Here is a 23078-nt window from a genome sequence, read left to right on the forward strand (position 1 = left end):
TCACCTCCGTCTATACAAACTTAATCCCATAACATTAATTGATTTACCATATCAGTCATTATCTTCTTATCGTGCTCATTCAGGCTACTGCAGCTTAACAGACTCCGTAGCTTCTCAAGCTCACGGATACGCTCATCGTGCTTCTTCAGAAGCCCGAGCTTCTCTTCATAAGTCTCTAGCACCTGCTCTGCACGCTTTATGTGCTCATAAACCGCTTGACGGCTAATTTCAAATTCACTCGCAATTTCCCCTAACGAGAAATCCTCATGAAAGTAGTGCTTTAAAAACGTCTGCTGCTTCTCTGTAAGCAGTCGTTCATAGAAATCGAACAGCAGATTAATACGGTTCGTCTTCTCGAGTCGGTTATCCTGACTCATCTAAGGGCACCCCCTCGTCAAGTAAAAACACTTTACAGTTCACTTGACGAACATTATCATACAAAAAACAAAGAAGGATGTCAAGCTTTTCTCCTTGTCATCCTTTTTTAAAATGTTAATGGGTGCTCCTTAACAGATTATTGAATTGGAAGCAGATAGAACAGAACCGCAAAAAAGTGCAATATACTACCGGCAAGCACGAATAAGTGCCAGATGGCATGATGGAATGGGAAGCCTCTCCAAACATAAAAAATCGTACCCAATGTATAGAGTAAACCACCACCAACCAATAAATTTATGCCTTCTTGAGCCACGACTGCTGTCAGTGGACTCCACGCAATCACGATCAACCATCCCATCGCAATATAGAACACGGTAGACATAAACAGAAACTTTTTGACAAAAAAGGCTTTGAAAATGCAGCCAAATATTGCAATACCCCAGATAATGCCGAACAAGCTCCATCCAAGAGAACCACGAACAGCTACGAGTAGAAACGGGGTATACGTCCCGGCGATGAATAAATAAATGGAGGAATGGTCCAGAAATTCAAACACATCTTTGGCCTTTCCTTCTTTAAAACTGTGTACCAGCGTGGAACTCATATATAGCAGCAGCATGGTTGTTCCATAGATCGTGAAGCTCACGACATGCCATACCGTTCCTTCTAAGCTGGAAAATACAATCAACAGCACGAGTGCAGCAACACTGAGCGCGGCACCAATACCATGGGTAATTGCATTGGCTATTTCTTCCCTACGGGGATAAGTATGCGTATTGGCCATAAGCAACTTCCTTTCGTTCTTTCATTTCTTTTCATTATACGTGTTGAGAAACTTCAAATCCAGCTACCGAAAGATGATTCCACTTAAATCAATGTAAATGCATTTTTTTGCAAATAACCATCATTCATCCAATCTATTAAGATAGTATGGCATATAATAGCGCATAACGTTGAAAGGAGGCTTCTTATGGCTGTAGTTATTTACCCCCAAACTTTGAACTGGACCTATATGAAGCAACGTCCTCAGCAGCTAATGACACAACTGGGAGCTCTTGGACACCAGGTTTTCTTCGAGAATCAATCCCCATTACCGCTAGATCAAGAGTTTATAGAAGTCGAAAAAAATGTATTTTTGTTTACAGATACCCAAACATTCATATATCGAACTCTCCCACAATTACGTAAGCAGCACTCGATTGTTGTCTGGACTACATGGTCAAAATTGCGAACACGGATCTATACTTTATTTAATCCGGATGCGGTCATATATGACTGCTGTGATGAATTTCCACAATGGGCTAAATATGAGCACAAAATGGTTGAATCTGCGGATCATCTCGTAGCAACTGCAGAAGTGATTCAAACTCGGTTAAGTCTAGCCTATCCTGAGAAAAAAATCACATTGATTCCTAATGGGGCCGATACTTCCTTTTTCCAAATTCCATATCAAGAAAGGCCCTCCGATTTACCATCTGGACCGATAGTTGCATATATCGGAGCTTGGGCTTATTGGGTGGACCACGCATTATTCACCAAACTGGCCACTGTATTCCCTCATGTGCAGTTTATTTCGATAGGAGCTCCATATGGAGACACCCATGACTACAGCAATCTGCCTAATGTGCACATTCTTGGTGAAAAGCCACATGATCAACTTAAACGCTATCTGCCTTACATTGATGTAGCACTTATTCCATTTCAATACCATCCCATTACACTGGCTACTAACCCTATTAAAGCCTATGAATATATGGCAGCCGGTGTGCGAGTATTATCAACAGCCTTGCCTGAGTGCATACTCATGGAACCTCATATAACTACAGCCACTACTCACGATGATTTCATTAATAAACTTTCTCTTATGCTTAATAATCCCGATAATCAAGATCAAAGACTTGCTCGAATAGCTTACACACAACAAAATCGTTGGGTGGATCGCGGCATCCAGGCAGACCAGGTAATTCAGAGTACCCTTGCAACCAAACGCTAGAACGGTGGTGTCAGGTATTGAGATCATTCGAATACAGCCATATGGCTACTCGTTAGAAGATATCAGCCGCTATCGAGACCAAGTTCTGAGAACCATAGTAGATTTGAAGGGAGAATGGGTACATTGGGAGCCGGGTGCTTTCCGCTACCCCCCACTAAACTTTTTTAATCCTGACAAACCTAACAAACAGATAGAGCATCATTTAAAGCACCTTAATTGCATATACGAATACGGCTTTCCTAGGTATTGGCGTAAGGAATGGCTTCGAGCACGCTTGGAGGACTGGAAAGGTCACCTTCCGGCCGCACGCTTCCTGCCTCTTGACATCGCACCCTCTAATGCTCAATCCTATTTCCTACCTTCCACACCCAATAGCCAAGATACGAGAACATCAGGAGATTGCAAGTATTCAAATCATCTATTTACAGCTTTTAGTGGAGTCCACGAACAAGAAAGAGAACATATTTCCAAGGTATTAAGCCGTACACAAAATGGAGAAGAAATAGTAACACTGGATACGTGTTGCACTGAGCTAACCAATGCCTACTCTAACCCGAAAGTATCGATCTTGATGAGTATTTACAACATGAGGGATACCGTCGGATGGAGTATTCGATCTGTGCTTGCTCAAGCTTTTCAAGAATGGGAGCTTTGGATCGGTGACGATGCGTCGAATGATGATAGTTTTATCGAAATGATGTCTATTCCCGACACGAGAATCAAGATATTAAGACAACCACACAATACTGGAAAAGCGCAGACGATGAACAAATTACTTGAACACGCTAAAGGTAAATTCATCCTAGAGCTAGATGGAGATGATTGGCTTCCTCCGACAGCGCTCGAAAATTTAGTCGATATCCTCGAACGATCTCCTGCAGCTGGTATGGCCACCGGAAGTTATGGTTGCTGGTTCCGAAGCCGTCAATTGGGATGCAGATGGAACGGTGTGGTCCACCGAAATGATATTGAAAAGATTAACAGCGATCTTCAAGTTCATCCGCCTATACCAAGAATGTACCGTAAAGCCGCTCTTCAAGACCTTGGAGGCTGGATAAATCAGTCGGATGACTGGAATCGTTTATTCGAAGATATGGAAGTGATATCTAGGCTACTGAAACGATACCCCATTATATCTTCGCCCGAGGTTCTTTATCATCGTGTTATTCATCAGGGTAGTATGAGCCAACGTCACGGAGCTTGGTTTCCTTCATGGAATCAATACAACCAGCATAGGAGGTGAGTATTCATGAAAATTGCTGTGTCCGGATATTATGGTATGGGGAATTTCGGGGACGATCTATTTTTGCACACACTTCGTCAAATATTTGACAATCATAACCTTTACCCTTGGGCATCACATATAGATCCTCAGCATAATGATGCCGTAATTATCGGCGGTGGAGATCTGATCACTCCCTACTCCTTTAATTCTTACTATTTCCATCCATTGTTTAAGCAGCTCCCTACTTGGTTATACGGTGTTGGCATTGTCGACGTCTATCCTGAACATACCTGGCCGGCAGATCAAATTGCAGAATACAGAGCGATAATCTCCAAAGCTAAACGTGCTGTGTTCCGGGATGACAGATCCACAGCTATCGCAAAGCGAGTTCAATTCCATCATCATGTAGAGACTGAACCAGATATCGTCTTTGGTTACCGCGAACCACGCATTCCCATCAAACGTTACTCCAAGAAACCGACCATCGGCCTATGTGTATTCTCCTATGATTCGTTTCCTTTGGACAATATGACAAAACTACTCTCTCACCTAATGCAACGAGGCTACCACGTAGTGCTCATTCCAGTTATTCACCATCCTGGAAACCGTTATGCCGACTACGAAACATGCCTTTCACTTCAAAAAATGGTGCAGACTAATTCTCCGGCTTCGTCTATTGAAACCATGCCGTTTCTATTGGATTTGGAGCTAACCTATAGTTATATTCAAGCCGTTGATTTCCTGATCAGTTTTAAACTTCATCCATCCCTCGTGGCCTTAAGAGCCGGCGTTCCAGTCCTTGCATTCAGTCATATGAATAAAGTCGAAAGTCTACTCAGCTGCTTCGATTTAGAGCGCTATTACTGTGATTATAATCTTCCTTTGGAAGCATTAATTGATCAGACAGAGTTGTTTTTACAAGAGAGCCCTGCTCTAGTTGATAAAGCCAAACCGAAGATACGAAGAATGGAAGAACGAAGCTTAACATCACTTTATGAACTGAAAAAAAATATCGAGATGACTATTTCATAACAAGGAGGAATTCATTTATGAATTTATTATCCCTCGCTTTTCAAATCACCCTGAAACTCAAAAAAATATATTTAAAAGTGGAGTCTCTCAGCAGAGAAATTCGAAGACTAACCCAAAGACTCAATTCCCTTGAGAACCAACTGGTCTCTGGACTTACTGTGATACCGGAATTCACTAAATATTTCACAAATCGGATTGGCCAAAATGTTCAAATTCAAACGATGCTTATCACACTTCAAGGTGAGGTTGTCTCCGTCGCTGATGATGGTGTACAAATCTCTGAAACCTCAGGCGATATCGTATTGATCCCATTTGCAAAAATAACATCCATTCAATAAAGTTTATTTAATTTATAAAGGTGGTGTATATAGCTATGCGCTATATTGATTGGCTTAGAGCAAGTATCGGTTCAGAGGTCGAAGTATCTGTCGTCGGTGATGTTATTATTGGAGAGTTGTCTGAAGTGGATAATGCGTTCCTTTCTGTCAAAATCCCTCCAATTATTTATGGACCCCCTACCGAGACTTCAATGATACCACTTCAATCCGTTCAATTTGTCCGTATTGTATCGTTATAATGTCGGGCATCGAAACTAGCAAGAAAGAAACGTACCATAAGGGATAATATGAAGGAGTGGCAGCAATAGACCAAAACAAAGAAATAGCGACGCGGGGGTGATCCCCCAGCATCGCTATTTCTTTGTTTTTTTATATTTTTACTCAGTTTCCTCTGTATTCTCTTCTTCTTTAATCAGTCCGGCAAATAATGCATGTACGAATTGTTCGGAATCGAAGGTCTGTAGGTCACCCATTTTCTCACCAAGACCCACAAGCTTCACCGGCAGGTTCAGTTCTTGACGAATAGCCACGACGATACCACCCTTTGCTGTACCATCCAGCTTCGTCAATACAAGACCTGTAACTCCACTCTTCTCACCAAATAGTTTTGCCTGACTGAGCGCATTTTGACCTGTTGTAGCATCAAGCACCATCAGCACTTCATGAGGAGCACTTGGGATTTCGCGCTGAATAACACGAAAAATTTTGTTCAGCTCTTCCATTAAGTTGGTCTTGTTCTGTAATCGGCCTGCTGTATCACATAGCAGAACGTCTACTTGACGCTGCTTCGCTGCTTGAACGGCATCGAACATAACAGCTGCAGGGTCAGAACCAGGTTGCTGCTTAATCACCTCAACACCAACACGCTCTCCCCATACTTCCAATTGCTCGATCGCTCCTGCACGGAATGTATCACCCGCAGCCATAAGTACCTTTTTGCCTTCTTGCTTAAATCGATGAGCGAGCTTTCCAATCGTAGTCGTCTTACCTACTCCATTCACACCAACAAATAGGATAACCGTAATTCCATCCGGATTCATGCGAAGCTCATTATTGTTATCGCCTCTTAGCAACCCCATAAGCTTCTCAGACAAGACGGGTTGAAGATCCGCTGCATCTTCGATGCGGCGTTTCTTCACTTCACCACGGAGCTCATCCATAAGATCCATTACCGTGTTAACACCAACATCGGCGCCAATCAGAATCTCTTCGAGCTCCTCATAGAACTCCTCGTCGATTTTTTTGCGGCGAATCACCAAATCTGAAACTTTCTCCACAAGCCCCTTACGGGTCTTCTCGAGTCCATCTCGGAATTGTTTTGTTACACTTTCTGTTTTGTTTGAAATGCTTTCCTTGAGTTTCTTAAAAAAGCTCATACGTTCCCTCCATTGGTTGTATATAGTTAGGCGATTACCGCTTCCTCACTCTCAAGTTTAACGGAGACGAGCTTGGATACGCCGCCTTCTTCCATCGTTACACCGTACAATACATCGGCTTCTTCCATCGTTCCTTTGCGGTGAGTAACCACGATGAATTGCGTTTGTTCCGAGAATTCACGTAAATATTGTGCGAAACGAACAACATTCGCTTCGTCCAAAGCTGCTTCAACTTCATCAAGAACGCAGAATGGTACTGGTTTAACTTGTAATATGGCGAATAACAAGGCCATCGCTGTAAGTGCTCGTTCTCCACCCGAGAGCAGCTGCAGGTTTTGAAGCTTTTTGCCTGGTGGTTGAGCTACGATATCGATCCCTGTCTCAAGGAGACGTTCAGGATCAATAAGAATTAGATCAGCTCTTCCACCTCCGAACAGCTTCGTGAACACTGTGCCGAACTCTTTGCGAATCGCATCAAAGGTCGTTTTAAAACGTTTGGACATCTCATCGTCCATCTCTTTAATCACCTGATAGAGAGTCGTTTTGGCTTCTACTAAATCTGCCTTCTGCACACTGAGGAATTCGTAACGCTCGTTCACTCGCTGATACTCCTCAATTGCACCAAGATTAACATCTCCAAGCGCAGCTATATTCCGCTTTATTTCACGGACTTCATCCTGCACAGCTGGCACATCCTCAGGTACAGGATAGCGATGTTTCGCTAGCTCATAACTGAGTTCATAATCCTCACTCAGCTTTTTCAGGATATTCTCCAGCTCGACATCCAGTCGATTCACACCAATCTCCGTTTGGCGAAGCTGTTCCTCCACAGACCTCAGCTGTGTACGCTGCTCTTTCGTCTCGCTTTCCTCAAGCTCAAGCTTCTTGCTGAGCTGTGCTCGGGATGCACGCTTGAACTCAAGCTGCTTTGCTGCCTCGTCTTTTTTCAGTTTAAAATGATTCAAGTCTTCAATCTGCTTGACGCTTTCAGATGCATTCTGTTCCAGTTCCGCGAGAACCGAGGATAGCATGGTTCGATTCTGCTTCTGTTCTTTCTCATGGTTGTTTACATCTGACTGCATTCGCTTCAACTGTTCCTCAAGAGAGAACGTTTCTTGATCGAGTTTACCTTCCCGTACCTTCAGTGTAGTCAATTGGGTCTGAAGCTCATCCTTGGCAGACTCATTGGCTTTGCGGGCAAACTCTGCAGCTTGTATCGCCTGATGCGTCGCTTTCTCTTCATCCTCAAGTTCTGACAACAACTTAACCGCACGAGTCCGACTTTCCAAGATCTCTTTAGCTTCTTGCTCATGACTCGTCTTCTCCTGACCAGCCAACTCTGCTTGCTCGAGGACGTGACGAAGCTCATGCTCCAGCTGCTTCCGATCACTTGATGCCTGCTGTTCTTCAATTCGCTTGTCATCACCAGACTTACGTAAATGATCCAGCTTGTCCTGAGATTCAACCATTTGTCCTCTTACTTGTTCAATCCCCTTTTGAAGCTTGCCAATCTGCTTCTCTGTTTCCGTAATCTCCTGATCCAACTGATCCAATTGGCGCTTCCTACCTAAGAGATTATTGCTCTTCTTATGGTGGCTACCACCCGTCATCGAGCCGCCTGCATTGACAACATCACCCTCAAGCGTTACGACACGGTAACGGTACTGGAAACGGGATGCTATTTTGTTAGCCTGCTCCAATGTCTCTGCAATGACAACATTTCCAAGTAAACTACCGACAATATTACTGTATCTTGGATCATATTGAACCAGTTCCGAACCAAAGCCTACGAATCCTGGTTCCCCTTCTGCCATAGAACGATCAGAGGATGAAACTTGTCTTGGACGAATTACATCCAATGGCAAGAACGTAGCTCGGCCTAGTTGCCGCTGTTTCAAGAACGAAATTGCTTGCCGAGATACAGCTTCATTATCCATGACGATATGCTGCACCGAAGCACCAAGTGCCGTTTCCATTGCTAACTCCAGCTTCTCTGGCACTCGGATGAGTTCTGCAACAGCGCCGTGAACCCCATGTAATGTGGATTTGCGGGACGCTTTGAGCACTTCTTTAACCCCAAGCATAAATCCGTCAAAATCATCCTGCATTTCTTTCATCGTATCACGGCGAGAAATTTGCGCTTCTCGTTTCTGCTCCCATTTACGCAGGGCGCTCTGACTTTCTTCTAGCAGCTTTTGCAGTGATTGATAGCGCTCGCTCTCTGTGATATAACCGCTGCGTAGTTCTGCAATTTCCTTGCCAAATCGTTCAACATTGCGATCAATCTGCTCTTTGCGACTGAGAAGTTCTTCTTTTTGCTTCTCCCATTTCCCTGTTTCTTCTTGTGACCTGCTCATCCGTCGCCCAAGTGCCTCTGTCTGCTGATCCGCATAGCGAATCTCATTACGGGCTTGAGCCATTCGGTTCATCAAGTCAAGGAGATTGCCCTTCAGACTCTCTTCTTGTTGTTGGCTAATCCCACCCGTAACACCAACAAGCTTAGCTTCTTCTGCAGAAAGCGTATCTCTTAACTCAGCTAGTTCTTTTTGCAAGGCAGCAAGCTTGTCCTTCATTCGGATCAACTCTTCCTGTCTTTCTGCGAGCCTCGCTCCTCCAGAATCCACACTCGTTGTCAGTTGTTCTCGGGTCCGCTCCAAGTTACGACGACGTTCCTTAAGCACTTCGCCGTAACCCTCATTCTTCTCGAAAGATTCACTATACTGAAGCAGCTCACTCTGGGTCCTCTCAACTTCTTCTTCGAGTTGTCTCAGTGCAGAACGATCACTTTCAAGCTTAGCATCATGAGCGGACACAACTGTGGAGAGGGCAAGCTGTTCTTCTTTGAGCTGTTCCAGCTTAGCGTTCGCTTCGCTCCATGCGCCATGAATCTGTTCAATCTGATACACATATAGAGATATCTCTTTTTGCTTAAGCTGTTCTTTTAACTCTTTGTAACGGATTGCCTTCTCAGATTGATCTTTTAAGGGGCCAATCTGGTCCTCAAGTTCAGTCACAAGATCGTGGATCCGAAGCAAATTCTGTTCCGTTTCATCCAGTCTGCGCACAGACTCTTTCTTCCGAGATTTATATTTCACAATACCTGACGCTTCTTCAAAAATACCTCGACGATCCTCAGAACGAGTACTCAAGATTTCTTCGATTCTGCCTTGTCCGATAATGGAGTATGCTTCTTTACCAATACCTGTATCCATAAACAATTCCGTAATATCTTTAAGTCTACAAGACTGCTTATTAATCAAATATTCACTGTCACCACTACGATGTACACGACGGGTAACCGTCACCTCATTAAAGTCCAGTGGCAACACATGATCCTCATTATCAAGGGTCAAAGAAACTTCACCATAATTAACCGCTTTACGAGCATCACTTCCAGCAAAAATAATATCCTCCATCTTGCCGCCGCGAAGTGATTTCGCGCTCTGTTCACCGAGTACCCAGCGAATGCCGTCCGAGATATTACTCTTCCCGCTTCCGTTGGGTCCAACGACTGCAGTAATTCCCCGCACAAATTCCATTTCCGTCTTATCGGCAAACGATTTGAAACCCGCTAGTTCTATCCGTTTCAAAAACATATATTCCAAATCACCTCTACCGTTATTGTACCATACCGAGTTACCACCAATAGCAAAGGGACAACGAAAAAGAGCAAAAAACAGTCGTGACCCCTTGGTTTCCGGTTGCCGCCTGACTGATCTTTGCTCTTTGTTTGTCCTCACATCGGCGAAGCTTAGGCGTTCAAGCGCTTCAGCTGCTTCAAGGCTACCGCCGCTGCCTGCTGCTCGGCTTCTTTCTTGGAACGACCGCTTCCTCGTCCAAGACATTCGCTTCCCATAAATACCTCAGAGACAAACTCACGTTCATGCGCAGGTCCCCGCTCTTCAACGATACGATATTCCAGCGTACCCATACCGTGATGCTGTGTTAGTTCTTGAAGCTCGGTCTTATAATCGCTCATTTGAGGCCGGCCGTTCACTGTGACGGACTGGAACACATGGTCACTTAGAAATGAACGAACTGCCTCTAACCCTTGATCGAGATAGAGCGCTCCCACAAAAGATTCGAACACGTCAGCAAGAAGAGCCGGGCGGGTCCGACCGCCCGTCATTTCTTCTCCCTTGCCTAAGAGCACATAACGGCCAAAATCTAATCTTTCAGCGAATTTGACCAGCGAGGGCTCGCATACGATTGCAGCCCGGAGTTTTGTCAGTTCCCCTTCTGGACGATCTGGGTAAAGGTTGTACAAAAACTCACTCACTGTAAGTTCTAGTACAGCATCCCCGAGAAATTCCAGACGCTCGTTATCCTGACTCTGACTAAAACGATGTTCGTTGACATATGAGGCGTGGGTAAAGGCCTGCTTCAGCAGCATTCCGTTACGAAACTGGATATGAAGTTTATGCTGTAACTGCTTCAGATCTCCACTCAACACACTGTCCCCTTACTCGGTGTATTTTTTCAGGATAATAGTGGCATTATGACCACCAAACCCGAATGAATTGGACATTACAATGTTCAATTCAGCTTTTCTTGGTTCGTTCGGTACATAGTCAAGATCACATTCAGGATCTTGATCCTCCAGATTGATCGTTGGAGCGATAATCTGGTGTCCTAGACTCAAAGCACATATCACAGCTTCCACACCGCCTGCAGCACCTAACAAATGGCCTGTCATCGATTTCGTGGAGCTTACTGCAACTTTATAAGCATGATCACCTAATGCCATCTTCACAGCCTTCGTCTCCGATCGATCTCCGACCGGCGTTGATGTTCCGTGAGCATTGATGTAATCAATATCCTCAGGATTGATTCCTGCATCACGAATAGCCATCTTCATACAACGCGCTGCGCCATCCGGATCAGGTTCAGTCATATGGTGAGCATCGGCACTTAATCCATAACCGATAACTTCGGCATAAATTTTCGCACCACGCTTTTGAGCATGCTCTAAAGATTCCAGAATCAGAACTCCTGCACCCTCACCCATAACAAACCCGTCACGACCCGTGTCAAACGGACGACTTGCCTTGGCAGGCTCATCATTACGAGTTGACATTGCACGCATTGCACAGAAACCAGCCATGCCTGTTGGACGGATTGTCGCTTCTGCACCGCCACACACCATAACATCAGCATCTCCACGTTGAATCAAGCGGAAGGAATCTCCGATCGAATGGCTACCTGTCGCACATGCTGTTACCTGTGTCGTATTCGGTCCCTTTGCTCCCAAGTTGATGGACATTTGGCCAGAAGCCATATTCGCGATCATCATTGGGATGAAAAATGGACTTACTCGCTTAGGACCTTTCTCCAGCAATACATTATGCTGATCTTCCCAAGTTCCCAAACCGCCAATACCAGATCCGATGGATACACCAACACGTTCTGCCTCAGCATTCTCACCAATCTTGATTCCACTATCTTCGAGTGCTTTCGTACCCGCAGCAACTGCAAATTGAACAAATCGGTCCATCTTGCGTGCTTCCTTACGGTCCATATAATCCTCTGGATTAAAATCCTTTATGGATGCAGCAATTTGTGTTGGGTAGTCGCTGACATCAAAAGCTTCAACATGGGACACTCCAGATTTACCAGTCATAAGACTGTTCCAAAACGTATCAATGTCCTTACCTATCGAAGTCATAACACCCATACCAGTAACAACAACTCTTTGCTTCAAACAAACTCACCTCTATATGGACTGCCCTTACACCCCCAAAATTCTCTTCAGGGTGCTTGGATCAGCAATAATCTATCATTATTCAAACACTTGTAAAAATAAACTTAGATAATGTGGAGAAGTCCCGCCTTACAACAAGAACGGGACTTTGGTTTTATGACTTAGGTATGAGATTGTATGTACTTAACAACTTCACCTACGGTCGTAATTTTCTCCGCATCTTCATCAGAGATCTCCATATCAAACTCATCTTCCAACTCCATCACCAATTCAACTACATCGAGAGAATCAGCTCCAAGGTCATCTTTGAAAGATGCTTCTAGTGTTACGTCGGCTTCGTCAGCACCCAGGCGGTCGACGACGATGCGTTTTACACGTTCCAATACATCGGACATCCGGCTCACCTCCTCTTGGTAATTATATAAGATATAATTTCAAATTGCCATAGAAGGCACTTGAAAACGTAATTAATGCAGACTCTTGAACGGTGGATTAACTCTTACATATACATTCCACCGTCTACATGAAGGGTCTGCCCTGTCATGTAGCCCGCAGCGGAAGAGGCAAGGAAAGCAACAACACCTGCGATTTCTTCCGACTTTCCAAGGCGTGCGAGTGGGATATCTCCCATTAGCTTCTCACGCATGTCTTCAGGTAGTTCACGTGTCATGTCTGTATCAATGAAACCAGGCGCAACAGCGTTCACTGTAATACCACGGGAAGCTAATTCACGGGCTGCCGATTTGGTCAGACCGATCACTCCCGCTTTTGCGGCAACGTAGTTAGCTTGCCCAGGATTACCAAGTGCACCTACAACCGATGAGATATTAATAATGCGGCCATAGCGCTGTTTCATCATCGGACGGGTCACTGCTTTGAGACAATTAAAGACGCCCTTCAGATTCGTTTCAATCACTTGATCGAACTCTTCTTCTTTCATGCGCATGATTAAATTATCTCTAGTAATCCCAGCATTATTCACCAAAATATCAATTCTACCCCATGTGTCAAGCACTTGCTTGACGAGGGCATCCGCTTCAGCACTTTTTCCAACGTTAGCTTTTAACGCGATGGCCTCCACGCCTTTAGCCTTGATTTCAGAAACAACCGCATTGGCTGCCTCTTCATTACCAGAGTAATTCACAGCAACATTAACTCCCATATCAGCTAATGCAAGCGCAATACTGCGCCCAATGCCACGAGAAGCACCTGTAACTAGAGCTGTCTGTCCTTTTAAAGCTTCGATCATAAATGTTCCTCCTTTCCCCGAGTCTACCCATAAAATGGAGATTTCAACTCACAAATACACGTTCAGAATCAAAAGAATCATTAAATCTGGTGTCAGAACCAGACTTTTAGAACATGAATTAGAAAGTCTCCAGCTCTTTAATACTGGCTAGACTATTTATATTAATAAGCTTCACAGTTTTGTCTATTTTCTTAATCAGACCCGTCAAAACATTCCCAGGTCCAATCTCCACAAAGGTATCGACACCTTGGCTGATCATCCATTCCACGCTGTCATGCCATAGTACTGGAGAATATACTTGTTCAACAAGCAGCTTCCGGATTTGTTCAGGATCGCTGACCGGTGTCGCGTTGACATTAGCAACTACAGGTACTGATGGAGCTGTTAATTGAACATCTTTAAGCTCCCCTGCAAGACGCTCAGCAGCTTCTCTCATCAATGAAGAGTGAAAAGGCCCACTAACTTCAAGTGGAATAGCTCGCTTGCCCCCCGCTTCCTTTACGCGACCTGATACAGCCGTAACCCCTTCTGTAGATCCAGAAATAACGATCTGTCCAGGACAGTTAATATTCGCAAGCTCAGCCGGAGTTCCTTCTTCCGTTACTCTGCGGCACAATGTACTTAGCGCTTCACGATCCGCACCCAGTACTGCTGCCATCGCTCCTTGACCACCAGGGACAGCTTGCTCCATAAACTCACCACGAGCACGCACAATCTTTACTGCTTCTTTAAGAGGTAATACACCAGAAGCTACAAGTGCACTATACTCACCAAGACTGTGGCCTGCAACATAATCAGGAGTGATCCCTTTCTCACGGAAAGCTTCCAAATATGCCACACTTGCAGCAAGAAGTGCAGGCTGAGTGTTATATGTTTGCTTAAGTTCTTGATCCGGACCTTCAAATATAATTGAGCTCAGTGAAAAACCAAGTGCTTCATCTGCCGTTTCGATCACATGACGTGAAGCTGGAATTTCATCAAACACATCTTTTGCCATACCTACCGATTGGGCACCTTGCCCTGGAAATACAAATGCTATCTTTCCCAAATGTATCGCTCCTCCCAGCTAGATTACCAATTATACTACCATTTGAGAACGGATGCGCCCCAAGTCAAACCGCCACCAAACCCAACCATAACAACCGTATCGCCTTCCTTCACTCGGCCTTCTTCAACCGCTTCAACCAGCGCAAGAGGAACGGATGCTGCGGAAGTATTAGCATACTTATCCACGTTAACAACAACTCGCTCAGCTGGAAGATTTAAACGCTCCATAGCGGATTGAATAATGCGAACATTTGCCTGATGCGGAATGAAAATATCGATATCTTCTTTCGTTATGCCGGCTTTAGTCAATACCGTCTCTGTTGCAGAGCTCATAACCCGAACAGCAAATTTAAACACTTCTCGTCCATTCATATAGATGTAATGCTTCTTCGCTTCCAAGGTTTCAGCAGATGCTGGTAGACGCGATCCACCTGCTTCAAGATACAAGTGAGCCCCACCAGCGCCCTCAGCCCCGAGATCGAAGGCTTGAAAGCCTCTTCCTTCCGGTACTTCGCCAAGCACAACAGCGCCCGCTCCGTCACCAAACAAGACACAGGTATTACGGTCTGTGTAATCCGTAATTCTGGACAGCGTGTCAGCACCTATGACAAGCGCATTATTATACATTCCCGTCTGTAAGAAGTTGGTCGCTGTCGCAAGCCCGTAGACGAATCCCGAGCAAGCAGCAGACAGATCAAACGCTGCAGCTTTTTTAGCGCCAAGACGATCTTGCAATATACAAGCCGTTGAAGGGAAGGACATGTCTGGAGTTATCGTCGCTACGATAATCAGATCTAGCTCCTGAGCTGTAATGCCCGCTGATTCAAGTGCTTTCACGGCAGCCTCATAGGCCAAGTCAGATGTAGCTTGTTCAGGAGAAGCGATATGCCGTTCCTTGATTCCGGTACGGGATACAATCCATTCATCGCTCGTTTCTACGATTTTTTCCAGGTCACTATTCGTCAATATTTTCTCAGGCACATACTTACCTGTCCCAATAATTCCTACTGATCTTAAATTGTTGTTCATGTTCTCACTCATTTCCCGCTGATTTCGTTTGAGATGCTCTCTACCAAACGATTTTGCATGGCTACTCGGGCCTGACGAACAGCGTTCTTAATCGCATTGCCGTCGGATGAGCCATGGCTCTTAACTACCAGCCCACTTAATCCGAGGAGAGGTGCCCCTCCATGCTCTTTGTAATCCATAACAGATTTCAGGCTTCTCAACTGTGGCATCATCATCGCTGCCGCCATTTTTGTCTTCAGGTTTTGCCCGAACTGTTCTTTCAACAGTGAAAACAGCGCTCCCGCTGTTCCTTCAATGGATTTCAACAATATATTACCAGCAAATCCGTCGCATACCAGCACATCACACACACCATTCATCACATCACGCGCCTCAACATTACCTACAAAATGGATCGGCAACTGTTCAAGCAAAGGATACGCATGCTTTGTCAATTCGTTTCCTTTGCCTGGTTCGGTGCCGACATTTAGCAGTCCGATTCGCGGCTTGGCTATGCCATGTACCTTTTCACGGTACAAGCTTCCCATCAAAGCATACTGCTGAAGATGCTCAGGCTTGGAATCCATGTTCGCACCCAAATCGAGTGCCAGCATCCCTTTCCCATCCAAGGTAGGGATCATTGGAGCTAGTGCAGGACGCTCAATGCCTTGCATTCTCCCTACCACAAGCAATCCAGTAGTCATAAGTGCGCCTGTGTTCCCTGCGGAAATCATCGCATCTGCTTCACCCTCGCGGATCATTCTTCCTGCGACCACCATGGATGCATCCTTCTTGCGTCGTACTGCTCTTACAGGCTCGTCTTCTGCATCAATGACTTCACTAGCGTGGCGTAGAATCAGATTAGATGGTGTTTCCTTAAGAAGGGGCTGCAGTAGAGCCTGATCACCCACAAGAATAATTTCGGTATCTTTCCATTCTTGCGCCGCGGCTATTGCACCCTCGACATTACTCTTTGGAGCGTTATCGCCACCCATAGCATCTATAGCAATTCTCATGTTGAATCCTCCTTTTACCAAAGGCTCTGTTACTGTTATTCCCCTGTGGATCGATATACGATAAAGTTCCCCTGGAATACCATTTCATCGCCCACATATGTGAACACTTCAACTTTAGCTTTGCCCTTCTGGCCAGCATTTGAACGCACATAAGCTTTTGCAATACATTTCTCTCCCAGACGAACCTGACGAATAAATCGGATATCTGCGGAAGAAGTCAGTGCAATCTCATCGTTAATTACCGCGACTGCTAAAGAATTCGCCTGTGCGAAAACATAATGTCCGCGAGCTATCAGCGTTTTGCTAAATACATGTTCTTCTCGAATTTCAAAAATCGATATCCCACTCTTGTCCAGTTGTAAATCTACCACATCACCGACAACTTCATCCAGGGACAGTGAGCGGACCTGATCATAGGAATGCTCCGCCATCTGCTTCATCCGTTCCCGGAGTTCCGGGATGCCGAGTTCCATTCGATCAAGACGAACGGTCTGTATGCTCACTTTGAGTTGACGTGTTAGCTCTCGGTCCGTGACAAAAGGGTTCTCATCAATCAGCTGGATCAGCCGCTGGTGCCGGTCTTTTTTGGATAGACGTTCGATGACGGTGCAACTCCTTCTGCCTCCATTGGCGTGAATCTTTTAATCTATGTAAAAGTTAATCCTCATATTAGAACCTGGTACTAATGTGTAGTATAAATCATGTGACTGCAAAAAGAAAGAGGCATTCAGACAAAAAAAATAGCACCTCACCAAAGATGAAGTACTACTTATTAAAAACTATTGTTTGATAATCTCTCTTGCTTTGTACGTTCCGCACACTTTACATACGCGGTGAGCAAGTTTCAATTCTCCGCACTGTTCGCATTTCACCATGCCTGGCACAGCCAATTTAAAGTGAGTACGACGCTTGTCACGACGTGTTTTGGACGTTCTACGTTGAGGTACTGCCATGTTCCCACCTCCTTATCAGTTAACCCGCTTTCACGGGATGTCATATCCATCATCATTTAAAGAAGTCTTTCAGCCCAGCTAACCTCGGGTCGATCACTTCCGTGTCGCAATTGCAGGAGCCTTCGTTCAGGTCTTTACCGCAATTTGGGCAAAGTCCTTTACAATCTTCACTGCACACCGGGGCAAGAGGTAAGTAGAGTACAAATGCTTCTTCCACATACTCAGCAAGATCCACACTCTCGCCTTTCACGTATGTAATGTCTTCATTTTCATCCTGAAGCTTGTCAGGATCCTCTACCGGCTGGAATACTTCATGAAAAGGGATGTCCAGTTGTTCAGTAACCGGTTTAAGACAGCGCGAGCATGTAATCTCAAGCTGACCTTTCAACCGACCATGAACGTCTACCGCGCCAGTGACGGATAGAATTGCCGTTAAATCCACTTCAAGCGGACTTACAGAAACAATTTCCTTCCGACCTTTTACTGCTTGGCTAACATCCACGGTTTGATGGAACTGTAACGGTTGATCGCTGGTTGTCAATTTTCGAAATTGAATAAGCATATCCATCACTCCAAGCAAACAAAGATTATTATACCGATTTAAAGAGACTTTTGTCAACAGCATATCATTCAATTTTCTATACTGGACTTGTTATAGTATAGCACCGACCACCCTGTACTACTTCAATTATTCTTGCAGAATTGTCAAGGAATTATGATATATTTTTAGCAAGGAGTTGGTTTTGTGAAAACAGTAGGAATTATAGTGGAATATAACCCCCTGCACAATGGTCATGTGCTTCATTATACAAAATCCAAAGAAATAACAAATGCCGATGCAGTCGTAGCTATCATGAGTGGTCCTTTTTTGCAACGTGGTGAACCCGCTCTGGTTAGTAAACGTGCACGTACAGAGATGGCGCTACATATGGGCGTGGACCTGGTTATCGAGCTTTCAACAGCCTATGCAGTACAGCCTGCTGAGTGGTTCGCCTATGGGGCGGTTGCTCTTCTGAATGGGACTGGCGTAGTAGACTGTCTCTCTTTTGGCTCGGAAAGCGGATCGCTTGACGATCTCTTCCCGCTTGCCGAAGCTCTCTCTGAGGAGAGTGGACAACTTCGTAATGAAATCACCAAGCACATGTCTTCCGGAAGCAACTTCCCATCTGCTTATGCGATTGCAGCTGCAACTGTAACAGGCTCATCCCAGCGTTCAATCAACGAACTAACACAGATGCTGGCAAAACCTAATAACTCACTTGGACTACATTACTTGATAGCACTCAGGCGCCTCCAAAGCCGCATTACTGCCCATACAATAACACGGGAAGGCGCTAACTATCACGACTTGGTCCCCACAGACAAGACGATCGCCAGTGCAACTTCGATACGTAAGCTCATTCTGGAGGAAGGGCTTGAGACCGTATCATCCTATGTCCCAAACTATACACTAGATATTCTCCATAGGGAATTTATGAACGGTCTCGGTCCCATGGACTGGGAGAGATTCCGTCAGCCATTGTTCCATACATTGCTAACCCAGAAGCCAGAAGAACTAGAATCATATCATGAGGTTACAGAAGGGCTTGAACACCGAATCCAGAAAGTGCTGCCACAACTTGGCGAGCCAACGATTGACGCACTCCTTAGTGCTCTAAAAACAAAGAGATATACGCGAACCAAACTCCAACGTATGCTGCTGCATATTTTGCTTAATCATAACAAAGCAGAAATGAGCCGAACTAAGCTTATGGAAGGTCCCGGATATATCCGTGTGCTCGGCTTTAGCGATAAAGGCAGAGTGCTACTTAAGCAAATGAAAAAGACGGCCTCACTTCCAGTAGTCATGAGACCGTCCACCTTCTCGCACCCCTATTTAAACATGGATCTGCAAGCTTCTGCCGCCTATACAAGCGCATATCCGAATCCTACAGTATCCAGCATGTTCAGCGACTATCTTGCGCCTCCAGTTATTCTTTAGGGGCAAGATCATTCATATAATCGATTGCATCCTGCAATTTGTCAACCGGAATTAACTTCATGCTGGTACCGATGCGGTCAGCTTTTGCTTTTGCTTCATCGTAGTTCTTTCGTGGAACGAAGAACAGCTCTGCTCCCTCGCGGTCGGCTGCCACAATCTTGTGCTTCACGCCCCCGATCGGACCCACTGTGCCTTCTTTAACGATTGTTCCGGTTCCAGCTACACGGTAACCTTTACTAAGGTCTCCTGGTGTGAGCTGATTATAGATTTCCATCGTAAACATCAAACCCGCTGAAGGACCACCGATCTTCGTGTCAGCGAAGGTCACACGGTCATCTGGGTTGCTCGACTCTATATCCTGCATGGTCGCGATGATTACACCTAGACCTGGTCGTTCTGACCCGGTCTTTTCATCTTTGATGGGTACGAGTGGCACCGTTCCAGTAACCACCTTATCACCACGAGATAATTTCACTTCGATCCTGTCTCCGATTTCTTTGCTCGATAACTTCTCAGCTAACTTCGTATTATCTGAAGTTGGTTCTCCATCGACAGAAATCAGTTTATCACCAGGATGGAAAAACTCTTTGTTCGCAGAATCCTTTGGCACAGAGATAACAAACATATATGCAGGAACGATTCTATACTCTACATTCGCTGCATGGTAGGCCGCCTCCATTGCTAAAGACTGAGAAGAATTCATGTAGTAGACCTGAGTAGCTGCATACTCTTCCTTACTTTGGTCGCCCATCTTCTCTTCCTTTTGCACCACTTCTGCATCCGAATTAAACACAGACATCATCAGTAATGCCATATTGGCATAACTTGCTGATACAGTCGTCAGCATAAAAGTCCCTTCTTCAGTGGGATCACCTTGTTCAACAGATATCATCGGTTTGACATCCTCAGCACTACCGGGTTGATAGATCAAATAAGGTGTGGGCATATACACAACTACATACAACAATATTCCAATGAGCAAAAGATATAAAAGTACTCTTAATCCATTTGGTTTAACGGTTCTTTTCACGGTTTTCCCTTCCCTCTGGAATGTCTCTTGCCACTCCCCCTCAGACCTCATTTGGTCTGACGGTTGTCTCCTCTGCATAAATTGGTACTAGCCATGTTCTCGGAGAGGAGATTCCTTATGAATAAAGCTCACATCTTCAAACGAATATTTAGCCTCTGGTCCACAATTCTTCTAGGAGCAGCTGCTATTATGCTTGTTTTCGCAGTCGTTAGTTCACCTGAAACAGCTTTTCAATCTTCTCTTCAAGCTTTAAAGCTATGGTGGAATATTGTTTTTCCAGCGCTTCTCCCTTTTCTTGTACTAGTAGAGATAATTAACGCTTATGGGTGGGCTCAAGGCATCGGGGTCCTAATGGAACCATTGATGCGCAAGGTATTTAGACTTCCTGGCAAAGGTGGTTCTGTTCTAATTACCGGCATGATCGCTGGCTTTCCGGCTGGAGCACAAGTCTCAGCTACGATGGTTGAACAAGGGGAGCTAGACGCTAAGGATGCTGGTAAACTTGCAGCACTTTCGCATTTCTGCAATCCCATGACCATTCTCATTGTTATTGGTAGCGGACTACTTCATCAACCTGCAGCAGGTTATTTTCTACTCGCGATCCATTGGATCTCAGGACTTCTCGCAGCTTGGACTTACTCCGCAAGACGCGTAACTCTGACACGAAAAATGTCTTTACAGTCTGAGTATGCTACCAACAAGCACAAAGAACAGAACAAAAACGCCTCATTACTACTTCAAGCCGCAAGAGCAGCTTCTGAGGCCAGAACGCGTGATGGGCGAAGCTTCGGAAAACTTCTCGGGGAATCCGTGTCACGTTCAGTCCATACCCTTATGATGACGGGTGGATTCATTATGATATTTTCAGTGATCGTGAACGCCATATCCAGCTATCTGTTACCAAATGTTCCTTCATATGCCACAGCTAGCTTGTTTGAATTCCATCTTGGAGCCCAAAGAATTAGTGAAAGTTCGTTCGTGTCTCCTACAATGCAGTTAGCTATTCTATCAGCTGTTCTAGCATGGAGTGGCGTCAGCGCACATCTTCAAACCCTTTCCGGAATGAAAGCGAATAGTGGGTTTAAATGGACTATTTTCGCCTTCAAACGACTTGTCCATGCCGTATATGCCTTTGGTCTTACCCTTGTGTTGTGGGAACCTGCTTCTTCAATCACTTCGTCAGTACTTCCCGCGTTTGGGGCTGTTCCACAGGAAACGTTACAGAATGAACATTCATTTAGTCTATGGAGTGAGTTCTACAAGCTTTTTCAGTGGCAAATTGTAACTGCCATCGTGCTTATCGGATTATTCTTAACCTTGTCCCGGTTTATAGGCCGGCTTTCTCGTTGAACTTTTTGCGAAGTGCAGCATCAACCTCCGGACTAACTAGATCGGTTGTATCTCCATTGAAGTGAGCGATCTCTTTCACAAGACTTGAGCTAAGATAGGAATACTTCGGGTTGGTCATCATAAAGATCGTTTCCGCATCTGGGTTCAGCTTGTGATTCGTTGATGCCATCGTCAATTCATATTCAAAATCTGTAACGGACCGAATGCCGCGCACAATCACTTGAGCTTCTTTTTCCCGTACATAATTCGCAAGTAAATCCCGGAAACCATCCACCTCTATATTGGGCAAATGTGATGTGACCTTCCGGAGAAGATCTTTCCGTTCTTCTAAGCTAAAAAGCGGATTCTTACTTAAGTTATTGAGCACTGCTACGATCAAGAGATCAAACTGTTTCGAAGCTCTAGTGATGATATCCATGTGCCCCATCGTTACAGGATCAAAGCTGCCGGGATATACCGCTACACGATATGTACTTTTTCGCTCAGTTCTCATGGATGATGTCCTCCTCGCCGGCTCGTCCGGGCTGTTCTTTTTCAATTGGATTATATTCAAATATAGATACAGCGGTCTCACCGTATTTGGCTGTACGCAAATGAAGGAACCCACTAATCTCCTCAGGATATGTGTAGTTAGATTCGTATTCCAGCACTAATAAGGCTCCTGCGCTTAGCAGCCCCCGCGTTGCCATCTCTGTCATCAGCGCATCGCCATTCTTCATACGGTAGGGGGGATCCAAGAAAACGAGGTCAAAAATATACTTCCTCTTTTCCAACGCTTTTATCGCCCTTCCCGCTTCGTTTCGGTATATTTCGGCATTTGATTCAAAACCTGTAGATTTTAAATTAGCTTTGACGGTTTCGATACTTTTCGACTCCATGTCAATAAATACAGCACGCTCCATACCACGACTTAGCGCCTCGATTCCTAGTCCACCCGTTCCGGCGAACAAATCCAGGACAGCTCCTCCGTCGAAATACGGACCAATCATGCTGAAAATTGCTTCTTTCACTTTATCCGTCGTTGGACGGGTACCCATACCAGGCACACTTTTCAGAGGCCGGCCTTTGGCACTTCCTGCTACTACTCTCACAACCACTATCACCCGTTCTATATCTAAATATGGAATGCCAACAGAACATAACGGCTGTCATCCCTTTAATGGGAAGACGTCTTTTCTTAGTATGGCATTTTATGAGGTTATCGTAACACAATCACCCCGCATATGAAAAATGATTCATACGCAGGTCCATTGTTTTTTCAAAGAACAGGTATATTTCGGCGTGTAAGGGGCATCCTTGAACTATCGACATCAATGTATGTCGTAGACAACCGCGGAGAAGACTTACGTTTCCCCATAAGCTCTTCGTCCGGTTTCTCCTCTCCCATGAGGGCGCTCTGCA

Annotated in this window: 24 protein-coding genes; 7 read left to right on the top strand and 17 right to left on the bottom strand. The window is 45.0% G+C overall.

The features are described from left to right. Window positions 1–20: 20 nt before the first annotated feature. Window positions 21–377 (bottom strand): putative DNA-binding protein, encoded by a 357-nt coding sequence (locus AC3WJJ_RS09980; protein ID WP_492540176.1) that lies wholly within the window; start codon window positions 375–377, stop codon window positions 21–23. Between the two features lie 137 nt (window positions 378–514). Then, window positions 515–1162, bottom strand: a complete 648-nt coding sequence (trhA, locus tag AC3WJJ_RS09985; RefSeq protein WP_422657327.1) for a PAQR family membrane homeostasis protein TrhA — start codon at window positions 1160–1162, stop codon at window positions 515–517. A 186-nt stretch (window positions 1163–1348) separates the two neighbouring features. Between trhA and AC3WJJ_RS09990 the strand changes: the two genes are divergently transcribed. From AC3WJJ_RS09990 to AC3WJJ_RS10010, 5 genes are all read left to right on the top strand, one after another. Further along, complete coding sequence (locus tag AC3WJJ_RS09990; RefSeq protein WP_492540178.1) at window positions 1349–2371, top strand: glycosyltransferase family protein; 1023 nt, start codon at window positions 1349–1351, stop codon at window positions 2369–2371. 274 nt (window positions 2372–2645) lie between these two features. After that, window positions 2646–3614 (top strand): glycosyltransferase family 2 protein, encoded by a 969-nt coding sequence (locus tag AC3WJJ_RS09995; protein WP_492540180.1) that lies wholly within the window; start codon window positions 2646–2648, stop codon window positions 3612–3614. 6 nt (window positions 3615–3620) lie between these two features. Beyond that, window positions 3621–4628 (top strand): polysaccharide pyruvyl transferase family protein, encoded by a 1008-nt coding sequence (locus tag AC3WJJ_RS10000; protein WP_492540182.1) that lies wholly within the window; start codon window positions 3621–3623, stop codon window positions 4626–4628. A 17-nt stretch (window positions 4629–4645) separates the two neighbouring features. Further along, a complete protein-coding gene (locus AC3WJJ_RS10005; protein ID WP_492540184.1) occupies window positions 4646–4966 on the top strand; it encodes an LSm family protein in 321 nt (106 codons plus the stop codon). Between the two features lie 35 nt (window positions 4967–5001). Then, a complete protein-coding gene (locus tag AC3WJJ_RS10010; RefSeq protein ID WP_492540186.1) occupies window positions 5002–5205 on the top strand; it encodes a hypothetical protein in 204 nt (67 codons plus the stop codon). 138 nt (window positions 5206–5343) lie between these two features. Here the strand turns inward: AC3WJJ_RS10010 and ftsY are convergent, their stop codons facing one another. The 12 genes from ftsY to AC3WJJ_RS10070 all read right to left on the bottom strand — a co-directional run bounded on the left by ftsY (window position 5344) and on the right by AC3WJJ_RS10070 (window position 17878). Then, complete coding sequence (ftsY, locus tag AC3WJJ_RS10015) at window positions 5344–6342, bottom strand: signal recognition particle-docking protein FtsY (protein WP_492540188.1); 999 nt, start codon at window positions 6340–6342, stop codon at window positions 5344–5346. 26 nt (window positions 6343–6368) lie between these two features. Further along, complete coding sequence (gene smc, locus AC3WJJ_RS10020) at window positions 6369–9938, bottom strand: chromosome segregation protein SMC (RefSeq protein ID WP_492541996.1); 3570 nt, start codon at window positions 9936–9938, stop codon at window positions 6369–6371. 155 nt (window positions 9939–10093) lie between these two features. Then, complete coding sequence (gene rnc / locus AC3WJJ_RS10025) at window positions 10094–10792, bottom strand: ribonuclease III (protein ID WP_422657334.1); 699 nt, start codon at window positions 10790–10792, stop codon at window positions 10094–10096. Window positions 10793–10804: 12 nt separating this feature from the next. Then, window positions 10805–12043, bottom strand: a complete 1239-nt coding sequence (fabF, locus tag AC3WJJ_RS10030; protein ID WP_492540191.1) for a beta-ketoacyl-ACP synthase II — start codon at window positions 12041–12043, stop codon at window positions 10805–10807. A gap of 161 nt (window positions 12044–12204) precedes the next feature. After that, window positions 12205–12438 carry an acyl carrier protein gene (acpP, locus tag AC3WJJ_RS10035; protein ID WP_046677908.1) on the bottom strand — a complete coding sequence of 78 codons (234 nt, stop codon included), beginning with the start codon at window positions 12436–12438 and terminating at the stop codon, window positions 12205–12207. Between the two features lie 104 nt (window positions 12439–12542). Then, window positions 12543–13292 (bottom strand): 3-oxoacyl-[acyl-carrier-protein] reductase, encoded by a 750-nt coding sequence (gene fabG, locus AC3WJJ_RS10040; protein ID WP_492540193.1) that lies wholly within the window; start codon window positions 13290–13292, stop codon window positions 12543–12545. 118 nt (window positions 13293–13410) lie between these two features. Further along, on the bottom strand, window positions 13411–14340 hold the full coding sequence (gene fabD / locus AC3WJJ_RS10045) for an ACP S-malonyltransferase (RefSeq protein ID WP_492540195.1): 930 nt from the start codon (window positions 14338–14340) through the stop codon (window positions 13411–13413). Between the two features lie 35 nt (window positions 14341–14375). Next, on the bottom strand, window positions 14376–15380 hold the full coding sequence (locus tag AC3WJJ_RS10050) for a beta-ketoacyl-ACP synthase III (RefSeq protein ID WP_422657338.1): 1005 nt from the start codon (window positions 15378–15380) through the stop codon (window positions 14376–14378). Beyond that, on the bottom strand, window positions 15377–16363 hold the full coding sequence (gene plsX / locus AC3WJJ_RS10055) for a phosphate acyltransferase PlsX (RefSeq protein ID WP_422657339.1): 987 nt from the start codon (window positions 16361–16363) through the stop codon (window positions 15377–15379). Before plsX ends, AC3WJJ_RS10050 begins: the two co-directional genes overlap by 4 nt. A 35-nt stretch (window positions 16364–16398) precedes the next feature. Then, window positions 16399–16965 (bottom strand): transcription factor FapR, encoded by a 567-nt coding sequence (gene fapR, locus AC3WJJ_RS10060; protein WP_492541998.1) that lies wholly within the window; start codon window positions 16963–16965, stop codon window positions 16399–16401. 177 nt (window positions 16966–17142) lie between these two features. Beyond that, window positions 17143–17316 (bottom strand): 50S ribosomal protein L32, encoded by a 174-nt coding sequence (gene rpmF, locus AC3WJJ_RS10065; protein ID WP_006211382.1) that lies wholly within the window; start codon window positions 17314–17316, stop codon window positions 17143–17145. A 52-nt stretch (window positions 17317–17368) separates the two neighbouring features. Beyond that, window positions 17369–17878, bottom strand: a complete 510-nt coding sequence (locus AC3WJJ_RS10070) for a YceD family protein (protein WP_492540197.1) — start codon at window positions 17876–17878, stop codon at window positions 17369–17371. A 183-nt stretch (window positions 17879–18061) separates the two neighbouring features. Between AC3WJJ_RS10070 and AC3WJJ_RS10075 the strand changes: the two genes are divergently transcribed. Next, on the top strand, window positions 18062–19297 hold the full coding sequence (locus AC3WJJ_RS10075) for a nucleotidyltransferase (RefSeq protein ID WP_492540199.1): 1236 nt from the start codon (window positions 18062–18064) through the stop codon (window positions 19295–19297). Here AC3WJJ_RS10075 and AC3WJJ_RS10080 read toward each other — a convergent pair. Further along, window positions 19287–20327, bottom strand: a complete 1041-nt coding sequence (locus tag AC3WJJ_RS10080) for a SepM family pheromone-processing serine protease (RefSeq protein WP_492540201.1) — start codon at window positions 20325–20327, stop codon at window positions 19287–19289. The genes AC3WJJ_RS10075 and AC3WJJ_RS10080 overlap by 11 nt on opposite strands. A gap of 117 nt (window positions 20328–20444) precedes the next feature. On the opposite strand from AC3WJJ_RS10080, the gene AC3WJJ_RS10085 reads away from it, so the two are divergent. Beyond that, window positions 20445–21677 carry a nucleoside recognition domain-containing protein gene (locus tag AC3WJJ_RS10085; RefSeq protein WP_492540203.1) on the top strand — a complete coding sequence of 411 codons (1233 nt, stop codon included), beginning with the start codon at window positions 20445–20447 and terminating at the stop codon, window positions 21675–21677. On the opposite strand, the gene coaD is transcribed toward AC3WJJ_RS10085, so the two are convergent. Continuing rightward, entirely contained in the window at window positions 21655–22170 is a 516-nt protein-coding gene (coaD, locus tag AC3WJJ_RS10090; RefSeq protein WP_492540205.1) for a pantetheine-phosphate adenylyltransferase, read from the bottom strand. The genes AC3WJJ_RS10085 and coaD overlap by 23 nt on opposite strands. After that, on the bottom strand, window positions 22160–22768 hold the full coding sequence (gene rsmD / locus AC3WJJ_RS10095) for a 16S rRNA (guanine(966)-N(2))-methyltransferase RsmD (RefSeq protein WP_492540207.1): 609 nt from the start codon (window positions 22766–22768) through the stop codon (window positions 22160–22162). Before rsmD ends, coaD begins: the two co-directional genes overlap by 11 nt. Window positions 22769–23078 lie beyond the last annotated feature (310 nt).

The organism is Paenibacillus sp. FW507-14B1B, from assembly GCF_058781425.1.